Below are 22,887 nucleotides of genomic sequence, written 5' to 3'. Positions count from 1 at the left end.
TTCTCCCCCGTGTTGTGGGTGTCACCCCGGGCGGACCGCGGCGATCGCCTCCCGGAGCGCGGCCGGCGGCCGATCGCCGAAACGCTCCAGATAGGCGGCCGTGTGCTCGGGGTCTTCCTTGAGGAATGGGAAGTCGCTGGCGACCATGTGCCTGATCGCCAGCAACGGTACCGGGCTGCCGAGCGGGCGGAAGTCGGGGTTCCAGAGTCCCGCCTTGGGCGGCGGCCCGGGGTAGAACTCCCCGATCATCAGCCCGGCGGCCACGTACTCCGACTTCAGCACGAGCTGCGCGGCGTCGATCACCGCGGCGGCCCGGGCGTCCGGCAGGTCGGGCACGAGGACCAGGATCGTGCGGTACTGCGGCGAGACGCCCTCGGGGGCGACCAGCCGCTGGAACCACGAGCGGTATCCGGCCAGCAGCGCCGACAGGTCGTCGACGGTCGGCTCGCCGGGGCAGACCGCGAGGTAGAAGGTGCCCCGGTCAAGTGCGGTGTGCACATAGGGGCAGACAGGGCCCTTCCTGCCGAGGGATGGATGGGGCTGGGTCAGGTACGTGCGCGCCCAGGTGACGATCTCACGCAGCGGCTCGCCGTACATCTTGACTGGTTCGGAATCCCCGTCGAGGTCGGCCACCTCGATGAGCACGCGGGAGGGGTCGGTGGGATCCGTGAGCATCGTTCTTAGCGGACCTTCCTGGCGAACATGGCGACGACGGCGAGCCCGGCCACGCCCGCGGCCGTCCAGCGCAGGACGGCGTCCTGGCGCTTGGCACGCGCGAGCGCGTCGGCGTAAGGCGTGGTGGTGTGCGAGACCGCGGTGTAGAGGGGCACCCAGCGGCCGGGGAGGAGCCTCGCCAGCGTCAGATCGGCGCGCTTGCGCGCGTGGTGGAGCGGCGAGCGGACACGCTCGCGCAGCTCGACGAAGTTCTGCCTGGACAGCTCGTCCAGGACATCGGTGTGCGGGCGGCGGCGGCTTTCGAAGGCGGCGAAGGCGGCGGCCGGATGGTCGGGATGCTCGGCCAGGCAGGCGTCGAGCACGGTGCAGTCCTCGAGGGCGGAGTTCATGCCCTGCCCGTAGAAGGGGTAGACGGCGTGGGCGGCGTCGCCGATGAGCACGACGTGGCCGTCGTGGTGCCACGGCGCGGTGCGGATGGAGACGAGGTGGCCGACGGGCCGCTCGGCGAACTCCTTGGCCAGGTCGGGGATGAGCGCGAGCGCGTCGGGGAAGCGGCGGGCGAAGAACGCCTCGGGGTCGGTGATGGCGGCGAGCGTGTCGTAGGGCAGGAACAGCGTGGCGGTGGCCGAGCCGTCGAGGTTCGGGTGGGTGACGATGAGGCCGTCGTCACCGCCTGGCCACACGTGCAGCGCCTCGTGGTGGACGGGCATGCGCGGGATGGTCAGTTCCTTGTACCCCCAGGGCAGGTACTCCTGGCGGAAGTCGGCTCTGGCGCCGCGTCCCATGAGGGTTCTGACCGTGGAGAAGGCGCCGTCCGCGCCGACGACCACGTCGGCCTCGGGCAGCGCGCTCAGCTGCGTGTCGTAGTGGAAGGTGACACCTGCTCTGGCGGCGTGCGCGACCAGGCTCACGACCAGGTCGCGGCGGCTGATCGAGTGGAGGATCTCCTCCTGGTGGTTGCCGTACGGGTGGAAGGCGACCTTGCCGTCGGGCCCGTGTACGGCACGGCCGCGCATGGGCACGGTCAGCGGCCAGATGTCGGCCATGAGACCGACGTCGGTGAGCGCCTTGACGCCGCGCGCCGACAGGCCGAGGTTGATCGAGCGGCCCTCGGCGTCGTCGTAGCGCCTCGGGTCGGCCCGTCGTTCGTAGACGTCCACGCGGTGGCCGCGCGCGGCGAGATAGCAGGAGAGCAGGCTGCCGGCGGGGCCTGCTCCGACGATCGCGATCTTCACTGCGCCCCCTGCCGCGCCACGAGCAACTCGTCGCTGGAGGGCGCGCCGAGCGCCACCCGCTCGACACCGGTCAGGCCGGCCGCCGAGGCCCAGGAGGCGACCTCGTCGAAGGTGTACAGGCGGCCGCCCTGGGTGGCGGCCAGGTTGAGGCTGAAGCCCGCCAGGAAGGCGGTGTCGTGGGCGCCCGCGCCGGCCGGCGGGTCGGCGAAGGGCTCCAGCACGAGCAGGACGCCGCCGGGCCGCAGGGCGCGGGCGACGCGGGCGACCAGGTCGGCGGCGGCCTCCCGGTCGAGCCCGTGGACGACGTTGAACAGCAGGGCCGCGTCGTGGCGGCCGTCGATGTGGTCGGCGAGGTCGCCGGGGACCAGGCGCACCCGTTCGGCCAGCCCGGCCCGTTCGACGTGGACGCCGCCCTGGCGCAGCGCCTCCGGCAGGTCGATGACGGTCGCGCACAGCTCGGGGTTGGCCTGGCACAGCGCGATGCTGTAGATGGCGTGGCCGCCGCCGACGTCCAGCAGGCTGCCGGTCAGCGGCGGGGCTGCCGCGGCCACGGCCGGGGCCAGCGTCCACGCCAGGCCGGCCAGCATGTCCTGGAAGTCGCGCACCCGGTCGGGGCTGCGCACCAGCCAGGGGTAGAAGGGCTCGGGCGGGGCGCCGGCGCGTACCGACGCCTCCAGGCCGGTCCACAGCTCGCCGATCAGGTCATGCCAGACGGCCAGGATCGGGGCGAAGCCACCGCCGGCCGTACGGTCGAGCCAGGGGTCGGCGGCGGGGCCGAGAGCGTAGGCGTCGTGGGTTTTGACCAGGTAGCCGAAGGCCACCAGGGCGTCGAGCAGGACGGGCAGCGGCTCGGCGGGCAGGCCCAGCTTGGCCGCGAGGTCCGCGGCCGGCTGCGGGCCGGCGCCCAGGAGCTCGAACACACCGAGTCGCTGGGCCGTCCCCGCCGTGCGGAAGGACATGGCGCCGATCAGGTCGATCATGGCGCCGGGACCTTGGTTCAGGTCCCGAAAGCTGTGTAACGCATCAGGATCGAGATATAGCGGCATCCGAGGGCTCCTCGATGTCGGGCAGTTCCGCCTCCACGCGGCGCAGACGCGGCTGGAGGTAGGCCAGGGGCGCGAGCACGAGCAGCCCGGCCCCGGTGAGCAGGAAGATGAAGGCGATGCCGCGGCCGTCGCCGGTGCCGATGGCCGCGCCCACGCTGCCGGCCAGCGCGCCGCCGGGCTCGAGCATCGGCTCGAACACCCGGTCGGCCAGCGGGCCGGCGGCCAGGTAGGTGAGCACGGTCGCGGCCTGGGTGACCGTCCGGACCGCGCTGAGCACCCGGCCCAGCTCGCCCGGCGGGGTCTTGAGCTGGATGACGGTGATCCCGGTCCCCTGCACGAACGGCAGGGTGAACAGGAACGCGGGGGCGACCACGGCGACCAGCCACGGCGACGGCGCCAGGCTGTGCGCGGCCAGCAGCAGGCCGCCGGCGAACATGAAGGCCAGCATCCCCCGGACCCGCTGCTTGGGCCCGCCCCAGGCGCTCATCACCAGCCCGCCGGCGAAGACCCCGGCGCCGCCGGCGGCCATGAGCGCGCCGAGCACCGCGGCCGAGCCGAACGAGAGGATGAGCGGCTGGACCAGCACGCCGGCCATGCCGAAGAACAGGTTGTAGGCGGCGAGAAGCGCCACCAGCCAGAACAGTCCCGGCCTGGATCGCAGGAAGGACAGGCCGAAGCCCAGGTCGCGCAGGACCGGCTCGGCCGGCTTGCCCTCGCCCGGCCGGGTCACGGCGCGCGGCAGGGGCACCAGGTGGAGCACCACCCGGGAGAGCAGGAACGCGGTCAGGTCGATGACCACCACCCCGGTCAGGCCCACGCCCACCAGCAGCGTCCCGGCCAGCAGCGGCGAGGCGATGCGGACGGCGTCGGCCACCTGCATCATGCCGTTGGCCCGGCCGAGCTGCTCCTTGGACACCAGCAGCGGCATCATCGAGTGGTAGGCGGCCATCTGCGCGGTGCCGAAGACGGCGCCCACCGCGGTGACCACGTAGATGTGCCAGACCTCCAGCGTGCCCGTGGCCAGCAGCAGCGCGAGCGCCCCGGTGGCCAGCGCCGCGCCGAGGTCGGCGCCCATCATCAGCTTGCGCCGGTCCCACCGGTCGGCCAGCGACCCGGCCAGGGGCGATAAGAGCACCTCGGGCAGGATCGCGCAGAGCGTGATGGTGACGAACTGGGTGGCCGAGCCGGTCTGCTGGAAGACCCAGACACCCAGCACGAAACCGGTGATGCTGGAGGTGATGATCGACAGCAGCTGGGACGACCAGATGACGACGAAGGTCCTAGTCACGGCAGCCTCCCGCGAGGACGCCGGAGTCCACCAGGTCGTCCAGATAGACGTCGAGCAGGGCGGCGGCAGGCGGGCAGACCAGCCCGGCCTCGGCGAGCCTGGCCTCGGTGGCCGAGCAGTCGAAGCGCGGGCCCCGCTCTTCGCCGTACTCGGCGAAGAAGGCGGGGAAGGCGGCGATCGGCAGCTCCTCGCCCTTGTCCAGCCGTTCGCGCACCTCCTCCCGCCACTCCGCCGCGGGCGCCAGGGCCACGGCGACGCCGTGGGCGGCCAGGCCGTCCGCAAGCTGGACCGAGCTGACCGTGCCCGGATTGTGGTAGTGGAAGTCCCCCTCCGCCCCGCTCCTGGCGAGGTGGCCGATGGCGGCGGCGACGTGGTCCACCGGAGCCATGTCGAGATGCTCGCCCGCGGGCAGCGAGCCGAGCTCCGCGCAGGTCGCCAGGAACCTGGCCAGGAAGTCGTCCTTGGGCCCCTTTCCGGTACGGCTGTCGCCCGAGATCCGGGCGGGGCGGTGGATGGCCACCGGCAGCCCGGACTCCCGCGCGGCGGCGGCCAGCCGGTCGGCGACCCATTTGCTCTGGTCGTAGCCGAGATGCAGGTGCTCGGGATCGGGCAGCAGATCGCCCTCCCGCACCAGCCGCTCCCCCGGCGCCAGATAGACGCCGAGCGTCGAGACCAGGTGCACCGGCGTCGCCGTGCGCGCGGCCAGGCGCAGCAGGGCCAGCGTGCCGTCCACGTTGGCCGGCTTCAGCCGGGCGTAGGGGCGGGTGAAGTCCACGGCGCCGCCGTTGTGCAGGATCAAGTCCATCTCCCGCGACGGCTCCACCCGGCCCGTGGCCAGGTCGCCGGGCTCGGCCACGATCCTGGCCGCGTACTCCGGCCGCCACAGGCCGTGCGCCTCCAGGTTCCCGCGCACCCGTCCGGCCGGGTCGGCGCCGCGCACCAGGCAGTGGACCGTCGCCCGCGACCGGGTCAGCAGGTCGGCCAGGAGATGGGCGCCCAGGAAGCCGGTCGCGCCGGTCAGCAGCACCCTGCCGGGCTCGCCGCGCGGGCGGGCCGCGACGACGGCGTAGTCGGCGGGCAGTACGGCGTCGCCGTACAGGCCGGGCGGGGCGGTGGCGGGACGCTCACCGTCGAGGGCGGCGGCCAGCTCGGCCAGGTCGGCGCAGGCGAAGAAGACGGGCAGCGGCAGCCGCACACCGGTCAGCTCGGCCAGGCGAGTCACCGTCCGGGGGGTGAGCAGGGAGTGGCCGCCGAGGTCGAAGAAGTTGTCGCGGCGACCGGCCCTGATGCCCAGCACCTCCTCCCAGACGACGGCGACCAGTTCCTCGGTGGCCCCGCGCGGCGGCTCGTAGGCCGTGGCGGCGATCTCGGGCTGGGGCAGCGCGCGGAAGTCGACCTTGCCGTGCGGGGTGAGCGGGAGGGCGTCCAGCGCGACGACCGCGGCGGGCACGAGGGCGGGCGGCAACCGCTCAGCCAGGAAGGCCCGCAGCTCAGCGGTACTCGGCACCCGGCCCTGGACCGCCGCCCGGCCATCCGCCGCCGCCCGGCCATCCGCCGCCGCCCGGCCATCCGCCGCCGCCCGGCCATCCGCCGCCGCCCGGCCATCCGCCGTCTCCCAATCGCCTCCCGTATCCCGATCGCCCCACGCGGCCCGGCTTTCCGGTGGCATGGCGGTCAGGTAGGCGACCAGGCGGCCGCCGGCGGCGGTGACGACGGCTTCGCGGACGTCCGGGTGGGCCAGGCAGGCGGCTTCGACCTCGCCCGGTTCGATCCGGACACCGTTGATCTTGAGCTGCCGGTCGGTGCGGCCCAGGAAGTCGAGCGTGCCGTCGGCGTGGCGGCGGACCAGGTCGCCGGTGGCGTACATGGTGGCGCCGGGCAGGAAGGGGTCCTCGCGGAAGCGGGCGGCCGTCTGCTCGGGCTGGCCGAGGTAGCCGCGGGTCACGCACTCCCCGCCCAGGTGGAGCTCGCCGGGGACGCCGACGGGCACGGGGTTGCCGTGGCCGTCCAGGACGTAGGCGCGCACGTGGGGCAGGGGTGAGCCGATGGGCAGGTGGGTGCGGCCGGTCAGTTCGCCGCCGTCGACGGTCCGGTAGACGGTGGCGCAGACCGTGGCCTCGGTGGGGCCGTAGTGGTTGTAGAAGGCGATCTTGCCGCCGGTCAGCGCGGCCCAGGCGCGCAGCCGGTCGAGGGGCACGCTCTCGCCGCCGACCATCATCGTGGTCAGCGGGCCGGTGTCCACGTGCTCGAGCGCGGCCAGGTCGTCCACCCACTGCTGCCACAGGGCGCTGGCGGTGTCGACCATGGTGATGCCGTGCCGGCGGCACAGTTCCAGCAGCCCGGCGCCGTCGAGCGCGGCGGGGTCGGGGTGCAGGACCAGCGCGGCGCCGCTGATCAGGGCGGGGAAGATGTCGCCGACCGAGGCGTCGAAGCTGAGCGGCGGCACCATGAGCACCCGCTGGCCGGGACCGAACCCGTGCACGTCGCGGAAGGACATGGCCAGCCGCGCGGCGGTGCGGTGGCCGACGACCACGCCCTTGGGCAGGCCGGTCGAGCCGGAGGTGTAGATCACGTAGGCGGCTCCGGGCTCGCGGACCCGGCCGGTCAGCCGCTCGGTCCCGCCGGCGTGGACGACCGCGGCGCACCCCTCCAGCAGGACCTGGATCCTGGCCTCCGGCAGGGCGGGATCGACCGGCACGTAGGCGGCGCCCGCCTTGAGGACCGCGAGCAGGGCCACGATCGCCTCGGTGCCGGCTCTCATGCGCACGCCCACCAGCGAGCCGGTGCCGACGCCCAGCGCGGCGAGTTCCTCGGCCAGCACGTCCGCCCGCCGGTCGAGTTCGGCGTAGGAGAGCATGCCGTCGCCGTTGATCACGGCGGGGGCGTCGGGGGTGCGGGCGACCTGCTGGGCGATGAGACCGTCGAGCCGGTCGGGCAGCGCCAGGGCGAGCTCGGCGGGGGTGAGCATGCACAGCTCGCTCAGCCGGGCGCCGGGCCGGGCCACCATGTCCTCGAGCAGGCGCCGGAAGTGGCCGGCCAGCCGTTCGACGGTGGCGTGCTCGAACAGCTCGCTGCTGTAGGTGAAGAGGAACTGCAGATGGCTCTCGTAGACGATCACGTCCACGGACAGGTCGAACTTGGCCGGGGCCAGCCCGGACAGCACCGGCGTGCGCTCCAGCCCGGCCAGGGCGAACTCGCCGGTGCCGCCGGTCCGCCCTTCGTCGGGGTTGTCGAGGTTGAGCATGGTCTGGATGAGCGCGCCGTCGTCGCCCTGCCGGCGTAAGGCGGTGACCACCTCGTCGAAGGGCACCTCCCGGTGCGCGAACGCCTTCAGCACCCGCCGCCGCACCCGCTTGACCAGGTCGCGCACGGTCGGGTCGCCGCCGAGGTCGGCGCGGAGGGCGAGCGTGTTGACGAAGGGGCCGAAAACCTGCTCGAAGTCCACGTCCTCGCGCCCGGCGATGGGGACGCCCACGCAGAAGTCGTCCTGGCCGGAGTAGCGCGACATCAGCGCCTGGTAGGCCGCCAGCACCACCATGAACGGCGTGCACCGCTCCGCCCTGGCCAGCTCGGTGATCCGGGCCCACAACGCGATCGGCATCCGGTGGATGACCAGGTCGCCGGTGCCGGCGGGCACGGCGGGGCGGGGCCGGTCGGCGGGCAGGTCCAGCGCGGGCACCCCGGCCAGGTCGCCGCTCCAGAAGTCGAGGTGCGCGCCATGGTCCTGCTCGCGCTGCCGCCGGGCGTAGTCGGAGTACGGCGGCGCCGCCGGCAGATCCGGCTCCGGGCGGCCTTCGGCGTGGGCCGCGTACAACGCCGACAGTTCGGGGAACAGGATCCGCTCCAGCGACCAGGCGTCGCCGACGATGTGGTGCAGCACCAGGAGCAGCACGTGCTCGCGTTCGCCCAGGCGCAGCAGGCTGACCCGGATCAGGGGGCCTTCGGCCAGGTCGAAGGGGTGGTTCGAGCGCTCCGCCACCAGCAGGGGGAGGAGGTCTTCCGTGGTGTCGAGCAGTTCGACGGGCATGGGGGCGGCCGGCCGTACCACGGCGGTGGGTTCACCGCCGTACTCGGGGAAGGTCGTGCGCAGGGCCTCGTGGCGGGCGACCAGGCCGGTGAAGGCGCGCTGGAGAGCGGCGGCGTCCAGGGGGCCGGTGAAGCGCTCGGCGACGGCGATGTTGTAGGAGGAACCGCCGCTCGAGAGGCGGTCGAGGAACCACAGGCGTTCCTGTGCCCTCGACATGATCGCGCTGTGCATACGACCTCTCCTTGGGGCGATATCGGAGGGTTCAAAACTCTTAGGAAACTTTCCTATTTATTAGGTGAGTTTGATGCTATACACAGGTGATGACCACAGACAAGGACTTGCCATGACGTCATGGGCGAGTGCCCGGAACGCCGGGAGCCCCGTGCTGGCCGAGCTTGCCGACGCCGTGCTGCAACCCGGATTCAAGGGCACAACCCTGCCCGACTGGCTCCGGAAACGCCTTGCAGCCGGCTTAGGGGGCATCGCCCTCTATTCGCGAAATTTGGTAGAAAAAGGACAGATAGAGGCTCTTACGGCCTCAATCCGGGCGGAGAACCCGGACGTCATCATCGCGCTCGACGAGGAGGGCGGGGACGTCACCCGCCTCGAAGCGTTCACCGGCAGCTCACGGCCCGGCAACCTCGCCCTCGGCGCCGCAGGCGACCCCGCGCTGACCGAGACCGTCGCCCGCGGCCTCGGCCACGACCTCGCCCGCGCCGGGATCACCCTCAACTACGCGCCCGTCGTGGACGTCGACTCCGACATGGACAACCCCGTCGTCGGCACCCGCGCCTTCGGCAGCGACCCCGCGCTCGTCGCCCGCCACGCCGCCGCCTGGGTCACCGGCCTGCAGGCCGCGGGGGTGGCCGGCTGCGCCAAGCACTTCCCCGGGCACGGCGCCACCGACGTGGACTCCCACGACGCGCTGCCCACGGTCAGCCTGTCCGCGGCCGAGCTCGCCGCCACCGCCCTGCTCCCCTACCGCTCCGTCATCGACGCCGGCGTCCGCGCGATCATGACCGGCCACCTGCTCGTCCCCGCCTACGACGCCGGCTTCCCCGCCACGGTCAGCCGGCCCATCATGATCGACCTGCTCCGCAGGGAACTGGGCTTCGACGGGCTCATCGTCACCGACGGCATCGAGATGCCCGCCGTCTCGGCCGAGTACGGGCTCGGCGGCACCGCCGTACGCGCTCTGGTGGCCGGCGCGGACGCCCTCTGCGTCGGCGGCGAGAACGCCACGCCCGGCGTGGTCGGACTGCTGCGCAACAGCATCATGGCCGCGGTGAACGATGGGACCCTGCCCGAGGCCCGCCTGGCCGAGGCCGCCGCCCGCGTGCGCGCCCTGTCCCGCTGGGCCTCCGCGGCCCGCGACACCGGCACCGGCACTGGCACCGGCTCGGACCCCGACTGGCGACCTGCCGCCCTCGACGCCGCCCGCCGCGCGCTGCACATCACGGTCAACGGGCCGCACGCCGCCTCGGGCCCGCCGCACGTGGTGGAGCTGGACGCCCCGACGAACCTGGCCGTCGACCCGGTCACCCCGTGGGGCCTCGGCGCTCCCCTGGCCCGCCTGCTCCCCGGCACCACCGTGGTACGGCTGGCCGCCCCCAGCACCGCCGAACTCCAGGAAGCCGTGCACCCGGGCGCCGGGCGCCCTCTGGTCGTCGTCCTGCGCACCGCCTACCGGCACCGGCACCTGACCACTTCGGCCGACCGCATCCTGGCCCTCCGGCCCGACGCCATCGTGGCCGAGCTGGGAGTGCCGGGCGACGACCGGCCCGGCGCCGTGCACCTGGCCACCCACGGCGGCACCGCGCTGTGCTGCCAGGTCGCCGCCGAGGCCGTCGCCGGCCTGCTGAAACCCTGAGCCGCCGCGCCCCGGCCCGGCCGTAAGCCTGAGCCGAGGCCGGGCTCAGGAGCTGAGGAGTTCCTCCCTGGCCTGCTCCAGCGCGGCCAGCACCGCGCCGCGCAGCACCGGGTTCTGTTCCATGGTGCTGGTGACCACCTGCGGGCGGACAGGGCAGATGCGTGCCACCGCCTCCTCCACCCGCGTGGTCAGCGCCGCGCCACCCGCGTGCCCCACCTCTCCGGCCAGGACCACCAGCCCGGGGTCGAGGATCACGCAGACCGCCGCCACGCCGAGAGCCAGCCGCTGGGCCAGTTCGTCGAGCAGCGGGTCACCGCGCTCCCCCGCCGCGACCGCCACCCGGACCGCCTCGCCGGCCGAGGCGGCGGCGAAGCCGTACCCCTGTGCCAGCTCGGCGACCACCTCGGCGCTGACCAGCGACTGCAGGCCACCGGCGAGGGTGGGCAGGCGGCCGGGCACGGCGCGGATGTCCTCGGGCAGCGGCACGCCGGGCACGGCCAGGTAGCCGATCTCGCCCGCGCTGCCGGAGCGCCCGCGGTGGAGCTTGCCGCCGAGCATGACGGCCAGGCCGAGGCCGCGGCTGGCCCACAGCAGCACGAAGTCGTCGATGCCCTGGGCGGCGCCGTCGGAGCGTTCGGCGATGGCGGCGAGATTGACATCGTTTTCAATGGTGACCTCGCGCTTGAGGTCACCGGCGAGGGCCTCGTGGATGCCTTCGTGCCAGCCGGGCAGGTCGAAGGAGAAGCGCACGTCGCCGCTGCGCGGGTCGACCACGCCGGGCGTGCCGATCACCACGCCGCGCAGCTTGCTCAGGCTCACCTTCGCGCTGCGGCACGCCTTGACGATCGCGCCGTGCACGGCCGGCACGGGGTCGTCGTGTCCGTTGGGGTCGACCGTGACCTCGGCCACGGTCCGCCCGTGGATGTCGGCGATCACCGTCGAGATGAGTTCGGGCCCGACCTCCAGCCCCGCCACGTAGGCGCTGGAGGAGACCACGGAGTAAAGGGCCGCGTTGGGCCCGCGCCCACCGCCCTGCGTGCCGACGACCTCGACGAGCCCCCGCTCTTCCAGCCTGGAGAGCGTCTGTGAGGCCGTCACCTTGGACAGCCCCGTCAGATCGCCGATCTGGCCCCGCGTCATGGGGCCGGTGGCCAGCAACAGGTCGAGCGCGGCCCGGTCGTTGATTTCTCGCAGCAACCTGGGCACACCAGGACGTCGCTCCACGCTGTATCCCACCGTCATTCAGTCAAGGTTGTTGGAAGTTTAGCGCTCCAGCCCTTGCGAATCATCGCAGCTGAACACGAGGATGCCTCATGAGCATCCCCCGAGGCCCGCTCTTACTGGCGCTCGGCGTCACTTTGTTCTTCGACCTGCTGCGGGTTTTCCTTCCTTCGCTGATCACCCTTTTCGGGCGTGCCGGGGAGACTCCGCCCGAGCTCATGGGCCTGTATGCGGCCGTATGGTTTGTCCTGCCCTTCCTCGCCGTCCTGCTGCGGCCCAGGTGGGCGCTGCTGGGCGGCGCGGTCCTGCTGGTCGTGGCCCGCCTGCTCCTGCAGGCGGGCGTGGGGCAACTGTACGTCGCCTCCGCCGGCGTCACCGCCGCTCTGGTCTTCCTGTACGGCTGCGCCCGCACGATGCCCCGCGCCTGGGTGGCCCCCGGCATCATGGGCGGCCTGGCGCTGTCGTTCGTCGTCCACTTCCTGCTGGACGGCGTGGACCTGGTCTGGCGGGACGGCCCGCTCCCCTGGCTGGCCGGCGTGGCGGTGTGCGCCGCCTTCCTCGCGCTCACCTGGCTCTACCGGCCGGCCCCCGGCGAGCCGGCGCCGTGGTCGGTGTGGCTCCTGGCCGGGCCGGTGATGTTGCTGGCAGGCATGTCCGCCACCGGGCAGCGGCCGTCCGGGAGCCCGGAGCTGGAGTGGCTGTTCACGGCGCCGGTGGTGATGGCGCTCGTGTTCGCGCCCTACCAGGCCACCCGGCCGCCCCGGTCGGCGTGGAGCGCGATCGGGTTCGCGGCGCTGCTCCTGGCCGGGTTTCTCCATCCGGTGTTCCTGGTGATCGGGGCGTCGGCGCTGCTGGCCGTACCCGGGAGAACCGCGCGCAGGCCGGGGGCGGCGATGCTGAGCGGTGGGCTGATCTTCTTCGCCGGGCTGTTCCTTTACTACGCCGCGTACGACCTGAATCTCGGCTTCCCGAACGTGCTGGTTCCGGCGGTTGTGGCGGTGACGATCGCGGGCGTGTCGCTATCCGGATATTTCAGGAATCCTCCGCCTCGCTATGACCTGGGCGCGATCTGGCCGGTCTTCGCGGTGGCCGCCGCGGTCGCCCTGCTGGTGAGCGCCACCACCTTCCAGACCGCTCCCGCCGCCTCCGCCAAACAGGGCGGCACCCTGAGGCTCATCGCCTACAACATCCGGATGGGCTTCGGCCTGGACGGCCGCCTCTCCCTGGACCGGATCGCCGCGTGGGCGGCGGCCCAGCGGCCCGACGTGGTCCTGCTCAGCGAAGTGGACCGCGGCTGGCTGCTGAACGGCGGCCACGACGACCTGTCCCGCATCGCCCGCCCCCTCGGCATGCGCTACTACTTCGCCCCCGCCGCCGACCCGCTGTGGGGCGACGCCATCCTGACCAACCTCCCTACTAAATCGCTCAACTCCACCCCACTGGGCCGGCACGACTACCCGACCGGCGCCCAGGCGCAGACGATGGTCGTCGAGGTCGGCGGCCGGGAGCTGGCCATCGTCAACACCCACCTGCAGGCGCCGGCCGGCCAGGCCCCCGAGGTGGCCGAGCTGGCCGAGCTGGCCGGGAAGCTGATCGCCCAAGGCCGGCCCGTCGTGCTGGCCGGCGACCTCAACCTCCGTCCCGGCGACCCGGGCATGCGGGTGCTGGAGCAGGCGGGCCTGTCCGACCCGCTCATCGCCAAGGGCGATCCGCCCACCTCCCCCGCCGACGCGCCGAAGGAACGCATCGACCACGTCCTCACCAGCGCGAACGTCATCCTCGACGCGGTCGCCGTCCCCAGCCTCGACTACTCCGACCACCTGCCCGTCGTGGCGGATCTGCGCATCACCGATGCGAGCCGGTGAGCGCTGACCAGGCAGGCGGTGCTCTTTCCACGTTCCCCAGGAGGGATAATCGACAACATGCGCCTTTCCGCTCGTGTCGACTACGCTCTCCGCGCCGCCGCCGAACTCGCCGCAGCCGGTGCCGGCCCGACCACCGTGGGCGAGCTCGCCAAAGAGCAGGACATGCCGCCCAAATACCTGGAAAACATCCTGCTCCAGATGCGCCGCGCCGGTCTCGTGCGCGGCCAGCGCGGCCCCGAGGGCGGCTATGTCCTGGCCCGCCCCGCGGCCGAGATCAGCCTCGCCGACGTCATCAGGGCCGTGGACGGCCCGCTGGCCAACGTCCGCGGGGAGCGGCCCGAGCACGTCGGCTACCGCGGGCCCGCCGAATCCCTCCAGGCCGTGTGGATCGCCCTGCGGGCCACCGAGCGGGCCATCCTGGAAGAGGTCACGCTCGACCAGGTGGCCACCGGGGCGCTGCCCGAGCGGGTGCGCCAGCTAGCCGCCGACCCCGCCGCCTGGGACTGACGCGGCCACGCCGTACCCGCGCCCGGCGCTGCGCGCGGCCGCCCACATCAGGAGCAGGGCGGCCACCTCGACGAGCGCCGCCACGGCCGGGAGCACCGCGCTCCCCCACGACTCCAGCAGCACCCCGCCCAGCGCGCCGCCGAAGGACACACCCACGTACACGGCGCTGCTGTTCAGAGCCAGGGCCTGCGGGCCGGCCGAGCCGGCCATCGCCAGCAGGCGGGTCTGCGCCGGCGGCGGAATCCACCACGACACACCCGCCCAGATCGCCAGCAGCGGCAGCAGGGCCGGCAGGGGCACCGGGCGGACGAACCAGCAGGCCGTGAAGGCCGCCATCACCGCGGTGAACCCGCCCACCCCCGCGAGCAGCGCCCGGTCGGCGCCCCAGCGGTCGGCGGCCCGGCCCCCGAGATGGCCGCCGGCGAACCCGGCCACCCCGGCCAGCACGAAGATCCAGCCGAGCTCGGCGGCCCCCACTCCGGCCAGGTCCCGCAGGTAGGGGGCCAGATAGGTCAGCACCATCATGCTGCCCATCACGATCGCGACGACCCCGAGCAGGCCGAGCAGCACCGGCGGGCGGGCCAGCGGACGCAACCGCTCCCCCATCGGTACGGCAGGCGCGGCCGGCGGTTCCGGCACCGTCCAGTAGACGGCGGCCAGCGCCACCACGCCCAGCGCTCCCCCCAGCCCGAAGGTCGCCTGCCAGCCGAAGGCGCCGCCGACCCAGGTCCCGATCGGCACGCCGAGCGCGAGAGATCCGGTCAGCCCGCCCATCACCAGCGCGAGGTAGCGCCCGGTGCGGCCTTCGGGGGCCAGGGCGGTGGCGATCGCGTAGGCGGCGGGCACGACCGCGGCGGCGGCCAGGGCGGCCAGCACACGCAGGCCCATGAGCAGCGGATACGACTCGGTGAAGGCGGCGGCCCAGTTGGCGGCCACGAACACCAGCAGCGCCCCGCCGATCAGCCCGCGGCGCGGCAGGCGGGCGGCCACCACCGAGGCCACCGGGGCGCCGAGCGCGAAGGCCAGCGAGAACACGGTGACGAGCTGACCGGCCGCCGCCTCACTCACGCCCAGGTCGGCGGCGATGGCGGGCAGCACTCCGGCGATCACGTAGTCGTCGGTGGCGAAGGTGAACGTGGTGAACATGAGCGCGAACAACCATGCGGGCATGGCTCTCCCCTCGAATTAAGGTAACACTTGTTACCCAGATAAGGTAACGACTGTCACCCCATCGGTGTCAAAGGGGATATCCACATGGCCAGGACCGCCGACCCGCGGCGCCGCGCAGAACTGCTCGACCAGATCGTCGACTACCTGGCCGACCACGGCCTGTCCACGCTGTCCATGCGCCCGCTCGCCGAGCACCTGGGCAAGTCCACCCGCGTGCTCACCCACCACTTCGCCGACAAGGAGGAACTCCTCTCGGCCACCATGCGCCGCCTCGACGAACGCCACCGCGCCTGGCTGCGCTCCCTGCCCGGCTGGGCGGGCGGCGACAGCGTGGGCACGATCGTCCGCCGCACCTGGGACTGGCAGCTGCGCGAGGAGAACCTGCCGATCGCCCGCCTCATCCACGAGATCGAGGGCCTGGTCGCCGGCGGCCGCATGATCGGCCACATCCCCGAACTGCTCGCCGACCGCTCCGCCTTCGTCGCCGACCTGCTGCGCGAACGCGGCGTCCCGGAGGAGGACGCCCGCCGTATCTCCACGCTGGTGAACTCCGCCTACACCGGCCTGCAGATCGACTACCTGACCACCGGCGAGCGCGAGCGCGTGGAGGCCGCGCTCGACCAGCTCACCGCGATGCTCGACGCATGGGTGGCCGAACATGCCCGAGGGTGACGTCGTCTACCACACCGCCGCCCAGCTGCGCCGGGCACTCGACGGCCGCACGCTGACCCGCTCGGACTTCCGCGTGCCCCGCTACGCCACCGCGGACCTGACCGGCCGCACGGTCCTGACCACGCTCTCGTACGGCAAGCACCTGCTCACCCGGATCGAGGGCGGCCTGACCGTCCACACCCACCTGCGCATGGACGGCACGTGGCGCATCACGAAACCCGGCGCCCGGATCCCGCCGGGCGACCAGGTACGGCTGATCCTGGCCAACGCCGAGTGGCAGGCGGTCGGCGTCAAGCTCGGCATGGTGGATCTGGTGAAGGACGAGCGCGAGGTCATCGGGCACCTGGGGCCGGACCTGCTCGGGCCGGGCTGGGACGCGGCGGAGGCGGTCAGGCGGCTGCGCGCGCAGCCGGAGCGCACGATCGGCGAGGCGCTGCTGGATCAGCGCAATCTCGCGGGGATCGGGACGATCTATCGAGCCGAGACACTCTTCCTGCGCGGCGTGTGGCCGTGGCGGAAGGTCGGCGAGATCGAGGACATGGACAGCCTGGTCTCGCTGGCGCAGCGCCTGCTGAACGCCAACAAGGATCACGTGGGCACCATCACCACAGGCGATCGCCGTCCGGGCAACCAGACATGGGTTTACGGCAGGGCAGGACGGCCCTGTCGCCGATGCGGCACCCGCATCAGCCGCGGGGAGATGGGGGCACAGCCACAGGAACGCCTGATCCTGTGGTGTGAGAACTGCCAGCCGCGCTAGGCGGCCACCATGTCCTTCACCTCGGGGAACACCGCGTCGCCAATGGAACCGGGCACCGTCTCGGAAAGCGGGAGACGCTCGTGCTCGGGCACGTCGGCGAGCACCGGCGCAGCCTGAAGCTCGGCCAGCGCGAACTGGTCGGAAACCTCACGCAACACCTGTGACAACGGCACACCCAGCGCACCGCAGATCGAGGCCAGCAGTTCCGAAGACGCCTCCTTCTGCCCGCGCTCCACCTCGGACAGGTATCCAAGGGAAACACGCGCCAGCGTGGACACCTCACGAAGGGTGCGACCCTGACGCACCCGCAGCCGCCGCAGCACATCGCCGAGCAGCTGACGCAGCAGAATCATCTGTCGCTCCCTCCCCGGAGTGGATGCAGGCACCCCGCCTCGCGCGATCTGAGTCTTCTTCTTGGCTTCGTACATACTCCTCGCCGTCATCGTCGGGCGTCGCCGCCGCGTCGCACGTGGCTCGTCAGGCCCGCCGGCCGGGCGCTCAATGCTTGCAGATGGCTCACGGACCTCACTCACAGCTCCACCGTACCCGTATCCACCGACACCGCGTCAGACCGTGCTTGGCATGTTCGCTGGGGACGTAACACGGTAATCACCCGGAATGTTCCCCATTGCTCCCCTTCAGCACACCTGCGAGGAGATCGATAGCCTCGTCCACCGTCCTTACCCGGATCTCCTCCCGCGACCCTCCCCGCCCCAGATTTCGCCGCCAAAGCTGGTCACCAGGTCCGCTCACCGCGATGTACACCGTGCCCACGGGCTTGCCGTCCTGCGGATCGGGCCCCGCCACACCGGTCACCGCCAGGCCGTACGTGGCCCCGCACAGCCGGGCCGCGCCCCGCGCCATCGCCGCGGCCACCTCCGGGTGCACCGCGCCCTCCCGCCGCAGCAGCTCATCGGGTACGGCCAGCAGCGCGTGCTTCAAGTCCGTGGCATAGGCGATCACGCCGCCCCTGAAGACCCTGGAGGCCCCGGGCACGCCCGTGAACGCCGAACCCAGCATCCCGCCCGTCAGCGACTCGGCCACGGCCAGCGTGGCGCCCCGCCGTACCAGAGCCTCCAGCGCCTCGGCGGCCGGCGCGAGACTCACTCGCCCCGCACCCGCTTCGCCAGGCTGCGCAACTTGATCGCCCTGATCACGTAGTCGGCGCCCGTGCCGACCGTCACCACCAACGCTGCTCCCATGACCACCCAGCGTGCCATGTCCGGGACGCCGGGGAGGATGTACAGCACGATCGCGGCGATCTGGAGCACCGTCTTGACCTTGCCGCCATAGCTGGCCGGTATCACCGCGTGCCGCAGCAACCCCAGCCGCAACAGCGTGATGCCCAGCTCACGGCCCAGGATCACGATCGTGACCCACCAGCCCAGCTCGCCCAGCAACGACAGGCTCACCAGCGCCGCCCCGGTCAGCGCCTTGTCGGCGATCGGATCGGCGATCTTCCCGAAGTCGGTGATCAGGCCGTATCGCCTGGCCAGCTCGCCGTCGAGGTGGTCGGTGATCGAGGCCACCGCGAACACCCCGAGCGCGGCCAGCCGCCAGCCCGTGCCGGGCAGGAAGAGGCAGAAGACGAAGAAGGGGACGAGCGCCAACCGAGCCACCGTGAGGACGTTGGCGATGTTCCACGGGCTCACCACGCGGCGCTCGTCCTTGTTCACGAGTCGGCCTCCGGTGTGAACGACCGAGAAGCGGAGCCCCGGAGACCCCCGCTCATGGACCGGCCTTGATGCGGGCGATCAGATCGACCCCCTCGGCGTCCACCGCGACCGCACGCACGATCTGCCCCGGGACCAGGCCGATGCCCTGGACCGTCACGGAGCCGTCCACCTCGGGACCCTGGTGCGCGGCGCGGCCTTCGTAGCCGCCGTCGCCGAGGTCCTCCTCGATGAGCACGTCGAGCTCGGCCCCGATGCGCTCCTCCGCACGCTGCGCGGTCAGCTCCTCGGCCAGCTCGGTGAGAATCCGCACCCGCTCGTCCACGACGTCCTGCTCCAGCTTGCCCGGCAGCGAGGCGGCCTCGGTGCCGTCCTCGTCGGAGTAGCCGAACACGCCGATCACGTCGAGCCTGGCCTCCTCCAGGAAGCCGACCAGCTCCCCGAACTCCTCCTCGGTCTCGCCGGGGAAGCCCACGATGAAGTTGGAGCGCACGCCCGCCCCGGGCGCCTGCGCCCGGATGGCCGCCAGAAGCTCCAGGAAGCGCCTGGGGTCGCCGAAGCGCCGCATCCGGCGCAGCACCGCCCCGCTGGCGTGCTGGAAGGACAGGTCGAAGTACGGCGCCACGCCGTCGGTGCCCGCGATCACGTCGATCAGGCCGGGACGCAGCTCGGCCGGCTGCAGGTAGCTGACCCGCACCCGCTCGATCCCCTCGATGGCGGCCAGCTGCGGCAGCAGCTTCTCCAGCGCGCGCAGGTCGCCGAGGTCCTTGCCGTAGGAGGTGGAGTTCTCGCTCACCAGCACCAGCTCGCGCACCCCGCGATGGGCCAGCCAGTCGGCCTCGGCCAGCAGCTCCTGCGGGTCACGCGAGACGTAGGCGCCGCGGAAAGCCGGGATCGCGCAGAACGTGCAGCGGCGGTCGCAGCCGGAGGCCAGCTTCAGCGAGGCGACCGGGCTCTCGTCCAGCCGCCGGCGCAGCACCCGCGGCCCGCTGGCCGGCGCCAGCCCCTCGGGCAGGTCGCCGTGACCGGGAATGGCCGACTTGGGCGCGCTGGCACGATCCACCGGCGAGATGGGCAGCAGCGTGCGCCGGTCGCGTGGCGTGTGCGGGACGAGCGGCCGGCCCTCCAGCACGTCGTCGAGGCGCTCACCGATCTCCGCGTAGTCGTCGAAGGAGATGACCGCGCTGGCCTCGGGCAGCGCCTCGGCCAGCTCCTTGCCATAGCGCTCGGCCATGCAGCCGGCCGCGACCACCTTCGCGCCGGAGTCGGCGGCGGCCAGCAGCGTGTCGATCGAGTCCTTCTTCGCAGAATCGATGAAGCCACACGTGTTGACGACGACGACATCGGGGTCGTCGTCACCGAGCTGCCAACCGGCAGCCTCAATGCGCGCGGCGAGCTCCTCGGAGTCGACCTCGTTGCGCGCGCAGCCCAGGGTGATCAGCGATACGGACTTTGACATGGTGAACACTACGGTATCGGGAGTTGGCCACTACCTTCACCGTGGCCTCGGTGCAGAGGGTCCGAACGAGCGCCTGACCATCTCCCCGCGGCTGCCCGGCTGCCCCAGATTCTTGCCGTTCACCTGCAAGGAGACCGCTCCGGCGTCGGCGATGAGCAGCTTCACCTGAGTGGCCGCCTTCCACGTCGAGCTCTTGCCGGCCTGCAGCGTGCCGGCGAACAACTTACGCCCCTCTGCATCGCGCACGTTGAGGTACGACGACCGCTTCGCCTTCACCTTGACCACGACGAGATCCTTCGCCGCGGGCGCGGCCTTCTGCGGCGACGGGCGCGGCGGCGGCGGGGGCTCGGTGAAGGGGGTGTTCGGCGGCACGCTGGGCACCGCCGAGACCGGCTGCACGTCGGCGACCGGTGTCTCGCCCGAGCCGCCGAACACCCGCACGACGCCGAAGACCACCACGATGGCCAGCGCCACACCGAGCGCCAGCGTCCAGTTGGGGCCGCGCCGCTCGCGCAGCTTCACCTTCCGGTCGGCCTGGAAGACCATGGCCGCCCGCACCGGCAGCGGCGTGCCGCCCCGCTGCTCGTCATAGAGGTGAACCGTCACCTCCGGATCGAGCCCCACCGCCCTGGCGATCGACTTGATGTGCCCCCTGGCGTAGAAGTCGCCTCCACACAGGGAGAAGTCGTCACGTTCGATCGCGTAGATCAGCGCCTCGCGAATGCGCGTGGTCGCGCTCAGCTGACCGACCGTCAGCCCCGCTGCTCTCCTGGCCGCAGCCAGCGTGGACCCAATGCTCTGCTCCTGCACGGCAAACGCCTCCCCGCCCCCGACGTTGCGTAGTGGTTCATATTCAACCAGTAATCGCCGGGAGAAAACGCACCGGGGTCACTCGCCGCGCAGGTCGGCCAGCAAACCGGCGAGTTCGTCGGGCTTCACGAGCACGTCGCGCGCCTTGGAACCCTCGCTCGGGCCGACGACGTTGCGGCTCTCGAGGAGGTCCATGAGGCGCCCGGCCTTCGCGAAGCCGACACGCAGCTTGCGCTGGAGCATCGAGGTGGAGCCGAACTGGGTGGTGACGATCAGCTCGGCCGCCTGCAGCAGCAGGTCGAGGTCGTCGCCGATGTCCTCGTCGATCTCCTTCTTGACCGCCACCGCGGCCACGTCCTCGCGGTACTCGGCCTGCATCTGCCCCTTGCAGTGGGTGACGATCTCGGCGATCTCCTTCTCCGAGACGAACGCGTTCTGGATGCGGATGGGCTTGCTCGCGCCCATCGGCAGGAACAGCGCGTCACCCTGGCCGACCAGCTTGTCGGCGCCGGGCTGGTCGAGGATGACCCGCGAGTCGGTGAGGCTGGAGACCGCGAAGGCCAGCCTGGAGGGCACGTTGGCCTTGATCAGGCCGGTCACGACGTCCACGGAGGGCCGCTGGGTGGCGATGACCAGGTGGATGCCGGCCGCGCGGGCGAGCTGGGTGATGCGGACGACGGAGTCCTCCACGTCGCGTGGCGCGACCATCATGAGGTCGGCCAGCTCGTCCACGATCACCAGCAGGTACGGGTAGGGCTGGTAGACGCGCTCGCTGCCCGGCGGCGGCACCAGCTTGCCCGCCCGCACGGCCTTGTTGAACTCGTCCACGTGCCGGAACCCGCTGGCCGCCAGGTCGTCGTAGCGCCGGTCCATCTCCCCCACGACCCATTCGAGGGCCTCCGCGGCCTTCTTGGGGTTGGTGATGATCGGCGTGATCAGGTGGGGAATGCCCTCGTAGACGCTGAGCTCGACCCGCTTGGGGTCCACGAGCACCATGCGCACCTCGTCCGGCGTGGACCGCATGAGGATGCTCGTGATGAGCCCGTTGACGCAGACGGACTTACCGGCGCCGGTGGCGCCCGCGATAAGCAGGTGCGGCATCTTGGCGAGGTTGGCGACGATCGTCCGCCCCTCGACGTCCTTGCCCAGGCCCACGATCATCGGGTGGTGGTCGGCCTGAGCCACCTGTGCCCGCAGCACGTCGCCGAGCGCGACCAGGTCCTTGTCCGCGTTCGGAATCTCCACCCCGATCGCACTTTTTCCAGGAATCGGCGACAAAATCCGCACATCCGCCGACTTAACGGCATAAGCGATGTTCTTGGTGAGGGCCGTGACCTTCTCCACCTTGACCGCCGGCCCGAGCTCGATCTCGTAGCGCGTCACGGTCGGCCCACGCGTGAACCCGATCACCTGCGCGTCGATCGCGAACTGCTCCAGCACGCTGGTCAGCGCGTTGACCACGACGGTGTTCGCCTTGGTCTGCGGCTTGGGCGCGCTGCCCGGCTTGAGGCTCTGCAGATCCGGCAGCTGGTACGGCCCGGCCTGCGGGGACAGCACCAGTTGCTCCACCTTGCGCGGGGCAGGAGTGGGCTGGGGCGGCTCGGCCACGGGCTGGGGCGGCGGCGCGGGAGTGTCTTCCTCCTCGGTCAGCCCGGGCACGATCTCCGGCGAGTGATCACCCCGCTTGTCCTTCTCCGACAGAACGGGCGTGTCATAGGGTTTGACCGAATCGGGCGTCTCCGGCTCACCCGGCTTCTTCCCCCGCACCCGCTTCTTGGCCTGGTCACCCGGCTGCGCCGGCCCCTGGCGTTCGAACAGCAGGTGCTTCAGCTCCGCCAGCCGTTCCGGAATCCGGTGCACCGGCGTCGCGGTGATGACCAGCACCCCGAACCCGGACAGGATCAGCAGCAGCGGAATCGTGATGAACGTCGGCAGGATGCTGTGCGGCGGCGCCGAGACGATGAAGCCGATGATGCCACCGGCCCCCGACACCTTGTCCATCCCGTCCGCCGCCGTCCCCGACGGGTACGGCACGCCGTTGGCGACGTGGACGATGCCCAGGATCCCGATGAGCAGCGCGCTCCACCCGATCACCATGCGCCCGGTGTCGGCGTTCTGGTCGGGGTGGCGCAGGAACCGCCAGGCCAGCAGCCCGAGCAGCAGGGGCAGTGCCCAGGCCAGCGACCCGAACACGGCATGGACCACGACGTTGACGACGTCCGAGACCGCGCCCTTGGCCTCGCGCCACGTCATGGCCGCCAGCACGATCGCCCCGGCCAGGACCGCCAGCCCGACGCCGTCGCGCCGGTGCGCCGGATCCAGATCCCGCGCGCTGGAGCCCAGCGCCCGGGCCGCGCCTCCGATGCCGTTGGCGAGCAGCATCCAGATCCCGACGATCAGCTTGCCGATCATCGTGAAGATCCAGCTGATGGGGTCCTGGTGGGTCACGGACGACTTGCGGGCCGTGCCCGTCCCCTTGCCCTTGGGGCGCCCCGCCGCCGGGGACGTCCGCTTGGCGGGGGTCGCCCGAGACGAGTTCGACCGCTTCGCCGGCCCCTTCGGTGCGCTTTTCGGCGTACGGGTGGCCATGATGCCAAAGGTACGTCCCC

18 protein-coding genes are annotated in these 22,887 nt (G+C 72.1%); 5 read left to right on the top strand and 13 right to left on the bottom strand.

Features of this window, described 5'->3' with window-relative positions; genetic code table 11:
- Positions 1-21: 21 nt before the first annotated feature.
- Genes FVE25_RS16120 through FVE25_RS16100 form a run of 5 tightly spaced genes read right to left on the bottom strand, consistent with a single transcriptional unit; the run spans position 22 to position 8,502 of the window.
- Positions 22-675 carry a DUF6875 domain-containing protein gene (locus tag FVE25_RS16120; RefSeq protein ID WP_157247764.1) on the bottom strand — a complete coding sequence of 218 codons (654 nt, stop codon included), beginning with the start codon at positions 673-675 and terminating at the stop codon, positions 22-24.
- Positions 676-680: 5 nt separating this feature from the next.
- The gene (locus FVE25_RS16115; RefSeq protein ID WP_219825523.1) at positions 681-1,910 is read right to left on the bottom strand and encodes an FAD-dependent oxidoreductase; all 1,230 of its coding nucleotides are present in this window, start codon (positions 1,908-1,910) and stop codon (positions 681-683) included.
- Positions 1,907-2,890, bottom strand: a complete 984-nt coding sequence (locus FVE25_RS16110; RefSeq protein WP_181019609.1) for a methyltransferase — start codon at positions 2,888-2,890, stop codon at positions 1,907-1,909. The genes FVE25_RS16115 and FVE25_RS16110 overlap by 4 nt, the downstream gene beginning before the upstream one ends.
- A gap of 43 nt (positions 2,891-2,933) precedes the next feature.
- Entirely contained in the window at positions 2,934-4,244 is a 1,311-nt protein-coding gene (locus FVE25_RS16105; RefSeq protein WP_157247762.1) for an MFS transporter, read from the bottom strand.
- Positions 4,237-8,502, bottom strand: coding sequence for a non-ribosomal peptide synthetase (locus FVE25_RS16100; protein ID WP_157247761.1), 4,266 nt, complete (start codon positions 8,500-8,502; stop codon positions 4,237-4,239). The genes FVE25_RS16105 and FVE25_RS16100 overlap by 8 nt, the downstream gene beginning before the upstream one ends.
- A 112-nt stretch (positions 8,503-8,614) precedes the next feature.
- On the opposite strand from FVE25_RS16100, the gene FVE25_RS16095 reads away from it, so the two are divergent.
- Positions 8,615-10,141: a glycoside hydrolase family 3 protein gene (locus FVE25_RS16095; protein WP_157247760.1), complete on the top strand. Its 1,527-nt coding sequence runs from the start codon at positions 8,615-8,617 to the stop codon at positions 10,139-10,141.
- Positions 10,142-10,186: 45 nt separating this feature from the next.
- Here the strand turns inward: FVE25_RS16095 and FVE25_RS16090 are convergent, their stop codons facing one another.
- Complete coding sequence (locus tag FVE25_RS16090) at positions 10,187-11,365, bottom strand: ROK family transcriptional regulator (RefSeq protein WP_157248344.1); 1,179 nt, start codon at positions 11,363-11,365, stop codon at positions 10,187-10,189.
- 89 nt (positions 11,366-11,454) lie between these two features.
- Here FVE25_RS16090 and FVE25_RS16085 point away from each other — a divergent pair, with 89 nt between their 5' ends.
- Together FVE25_RS16085 and FVE25_RS16080 are read left to right on the top strand one after the other, a co-directional pair.
- Positions 11,455-13,227, top strand: a complete 1,773-nt coding sequence (locus FVE25_RS16085) for an endonuclease/exonuclease/phosphatase family protein (RefSeq protein WP_157247759.1) — start codon at positions 11,455-11,457, stop codon at positions 13,225-13,227.
- Positions 13,228-13,284: 57 nt separating this feature from the next.
- Complete coding sequence (locus tag FVE25_RS16080) at positions 13,285-13,734, top strand: RrF2 family transcriptional regulator (protein WP_157247758.1); 450 nt, start codon at positions 13,285-13,287, stop codon at positions 13,732-13,734.
- On the opposite strand, the gene FVE25_RS16075 is transcribed toward FVE25_RS16080, so the two are convergent.
- Positions 13,705-14,904, bottom strand: a complete 1,200-nt coding sequence (locus FVE25_RS16075) for an MFS transporter (RefSeq protein ID WP_157247757.1) — start codon at positions 14,902-14,904, stop codon at positions 13,705-13,707. The genes FVE25_RS16080 and FVE25_RS16075 overlap by 30 nt on opposite strands.
- Positions 14,905-14,988: 84 nt before the next feature.
- Between FVE25_RS16075 and FVE25_RS16070 the strand changes: the two genes are divergently transcribed.
- Entirely contained in the window at positions 14,989-15,576 is a 588-nt protein-coding gene (locus FVE25_RS16070) for a TetR/AcrR family transcriptional regulator (RefSeq protein ID WP_157247756.1), read from the top strand.
- On the top strand, positions 15,563-16,336 hold the full coding sequence (locus FVE25_RS16065; RefSeq protein WP_157247755.1) for a DNA-formamidopyrimidine glycosylase family protein: 774 nt from the start codon (positions 15,563-15,565) through the stop codon (positions 16,334-16,336). The genes FVE25_RS16070 and FVE25_RS16065 overlap by 14 nt, the downstream gene beginning before the upstream one ends.
- Here the strand turns inward: FVE25_RS16065 and FVE25_RS16060 are convergent.
- The 6 genes from FVE25_RS16060 to FVE25_RS16035 all read right to left on the bottom strand — a co-directional run bounded on the left by FVE25_RS16060 (position 16,333) and on the right by FVE25_RS16035 (position 22,867).
- Positions 16,333-16,689, bottom strand: a complete 357-nt coding sequence (locus FVE25_RS16060; protein ID WP_157247754.1) for a helix-turn-helix domain-containing protein — start codon at positions 16,687-16,689, stop codon at positions 16,333-16,335. The two genes, FVE25_RS16065 and FVE25_RS16060, sit on opposite strands and share 4 nt — an antisense overlap.
- A gap of 256 nt (positions 16,690-16,945) precedes the next feature.
- The gene (locus FVE25_RS16055) at positions 16,946-17,443 is read right to left on the bottom strand and encodes a CinA family protein (RefSeq protein ID WP_157247753.1); all 498 of its coding nucleotides are present in this window, start codon (positions 17,441-17,443) and stop codon (positions 16,946-16,948) included.
- Positions 17,440-18,012: a CDP-diacylglycerol--glycerol-3-phosphate 3-phosphatidyltransferase gene (gene pgsA, locus FVE25_RS16050; RefSeq protein WP_157247752.1), complete on the bottom strand. Its 573-nt coding sequence runs from the start codon at positions 18,010-18,012 to the stop codon at positions 17,440-17,442. The genes FVE25_RS16055 and pgsA overlap by 4 nt, the downstream gene beginning before the upstream one ends.
- Before the next feature lie 52 nt (positions 18,013-18,064).
- The gene (rimO, locus tag FVE25_RS16045; RefSeq protein ID WP_157247751.1) at positions 18,065-19,468 is read right to left on the bottom strand and encodes a 30S ribosomal protein S12 methylthiotransferase RimO; all 1,404 of its coding nucleotides are present in this window, start codon (positions 19,466-19,468) and stop codon (positions 18,065-18,067) included.
- 36 nt (positions 19,469-19,504) lie between these two features.
- Positions 19,505-20,278, bottom strand: a complete 774-nt coding sequence (locus FVE25_RS16040) for a helix-turn-helix domain-containing protein (protein WP_157247750.1) — start codon at positions 20,276-20,278, stop codon at positions 19,505-19,507.
- Positions 20,279-20,356: 78 nt separating this feature from the next.
- Positions 20,357-22,867, bottom strand: coding sequence for a DNA translocase FtsK (locus tag FVE25_RS16035; RefSeq protein ID WP_157247749.1), 2,511 nt, complete (start codon positions 22,865-22,867; stop codon positions 20,357-20,359).
- Positions 22,868-22,887: the final 20 nt, after the last annotated feature.

It is taken from the genome of Nonomuraea typhae (genome assembly GCF_009760925.1).
GTDB classification, from domain to species: domain Bacteria; phylum Actinomycetota; class Actinomycetes; order Streptosporangiales; family Streptosporangiaceae; genus Nonomuraea; species Nonomuraea typhae.
Note: the sequence above shows the minus strand (reverse complement) of the source record. Positions and strands in the feature narration are given on the sequence as shown.

Excerpts from the sequence above, each read along its gene's own strand:
- FVE25_RS16120 (WP_157247764.1), bottom strand. The coding sequence starts at position 675 with ATGCTCACGGATCCCACCGACCCCTCCCGCGTGCTCATCGAGGTGGCC.
- FVE25_RS16110 (WP_181019609.1), bottom strand. The coding sequence starts at position 2,890 with ATGATCGACCTGATCGGCGCCATGTCCTTCCGCACGGCGGGGACGGCC.
- FVE25_RS16100 (WP_157247761.1), bottom strand. The coding sequence starts at position 8,502 with ATGCACAGCGCGATCATGTCGAGGGCACAGGAACGCCTGTGGTTCCTC.
- FVE25_RS16095 (WP_157247760.1), top strand. The coding sequence starts at position 8,615 with ATGACGTCATGGGCGAGTGCCCGGAACGCCGGGAGCCCCGTGCTGGCC.
- FVE25_RS16085 (WP_157247759.1), top strand. The coding sequence starts at position 11,455 with ATGAGCATCCCCCGAGGCCCGCTCTTACTGGCGCTCGGCGTCACTTTG.
- FVE25_RS16080 (WP_157247758.1), top strand. The coding sequence starts at position 13,285 with ATGCGCCTTTCCGCTCGTGTCGACTACGCTCTCCGCGCCGCCGCCGAA.
- FVE25_RS16075 (WP_157247757.1), bottom strand. The coding sequence starts at position 14,904 with ATGCCCGCATGGTTGTTCGCGCTCATGTTCACCACGTTCACCTTCGCC.
- FVE25_RS16070 (WP_157247756.1), top strand. The coding sequence starts at position 14,989 with ATGGCCAGGACCGCCGACCCGCGGCGCCGCGCAGAACTGCTCGACCAG.
- FVE25_RS16065 (WP_157247755.1), top strand. The coding sequence starts at position 15,563 with ATGCCCGAGGGTGACGTCGTCTACCACACCGCCGCCCAGCTGCGCCGG.
- FVE25_RS16060 (WP_157247754.1), bottom strand. The coding sequence starts at position 16,689 with ATGATTCTGCTGCGTCAGCTGCTCGGCGATGTGCTGCGGCGGCTGCGG.
- rimO (WP_157247751.1), bottom strand. The coding sequence starts at position 19,468 with ATGTCAAAGTCCGTATCGCTGATCACCCTGGGCTGCGCGCGCAACGAG.
- FVE25_RS16035 (WP_157247749.1), bottom strand. The coding sequence starts at position 22,867 with ATGGCCACCCGTACGCCGAAAAGCGCACCGAAGGGGCCGGCGAAGCGG.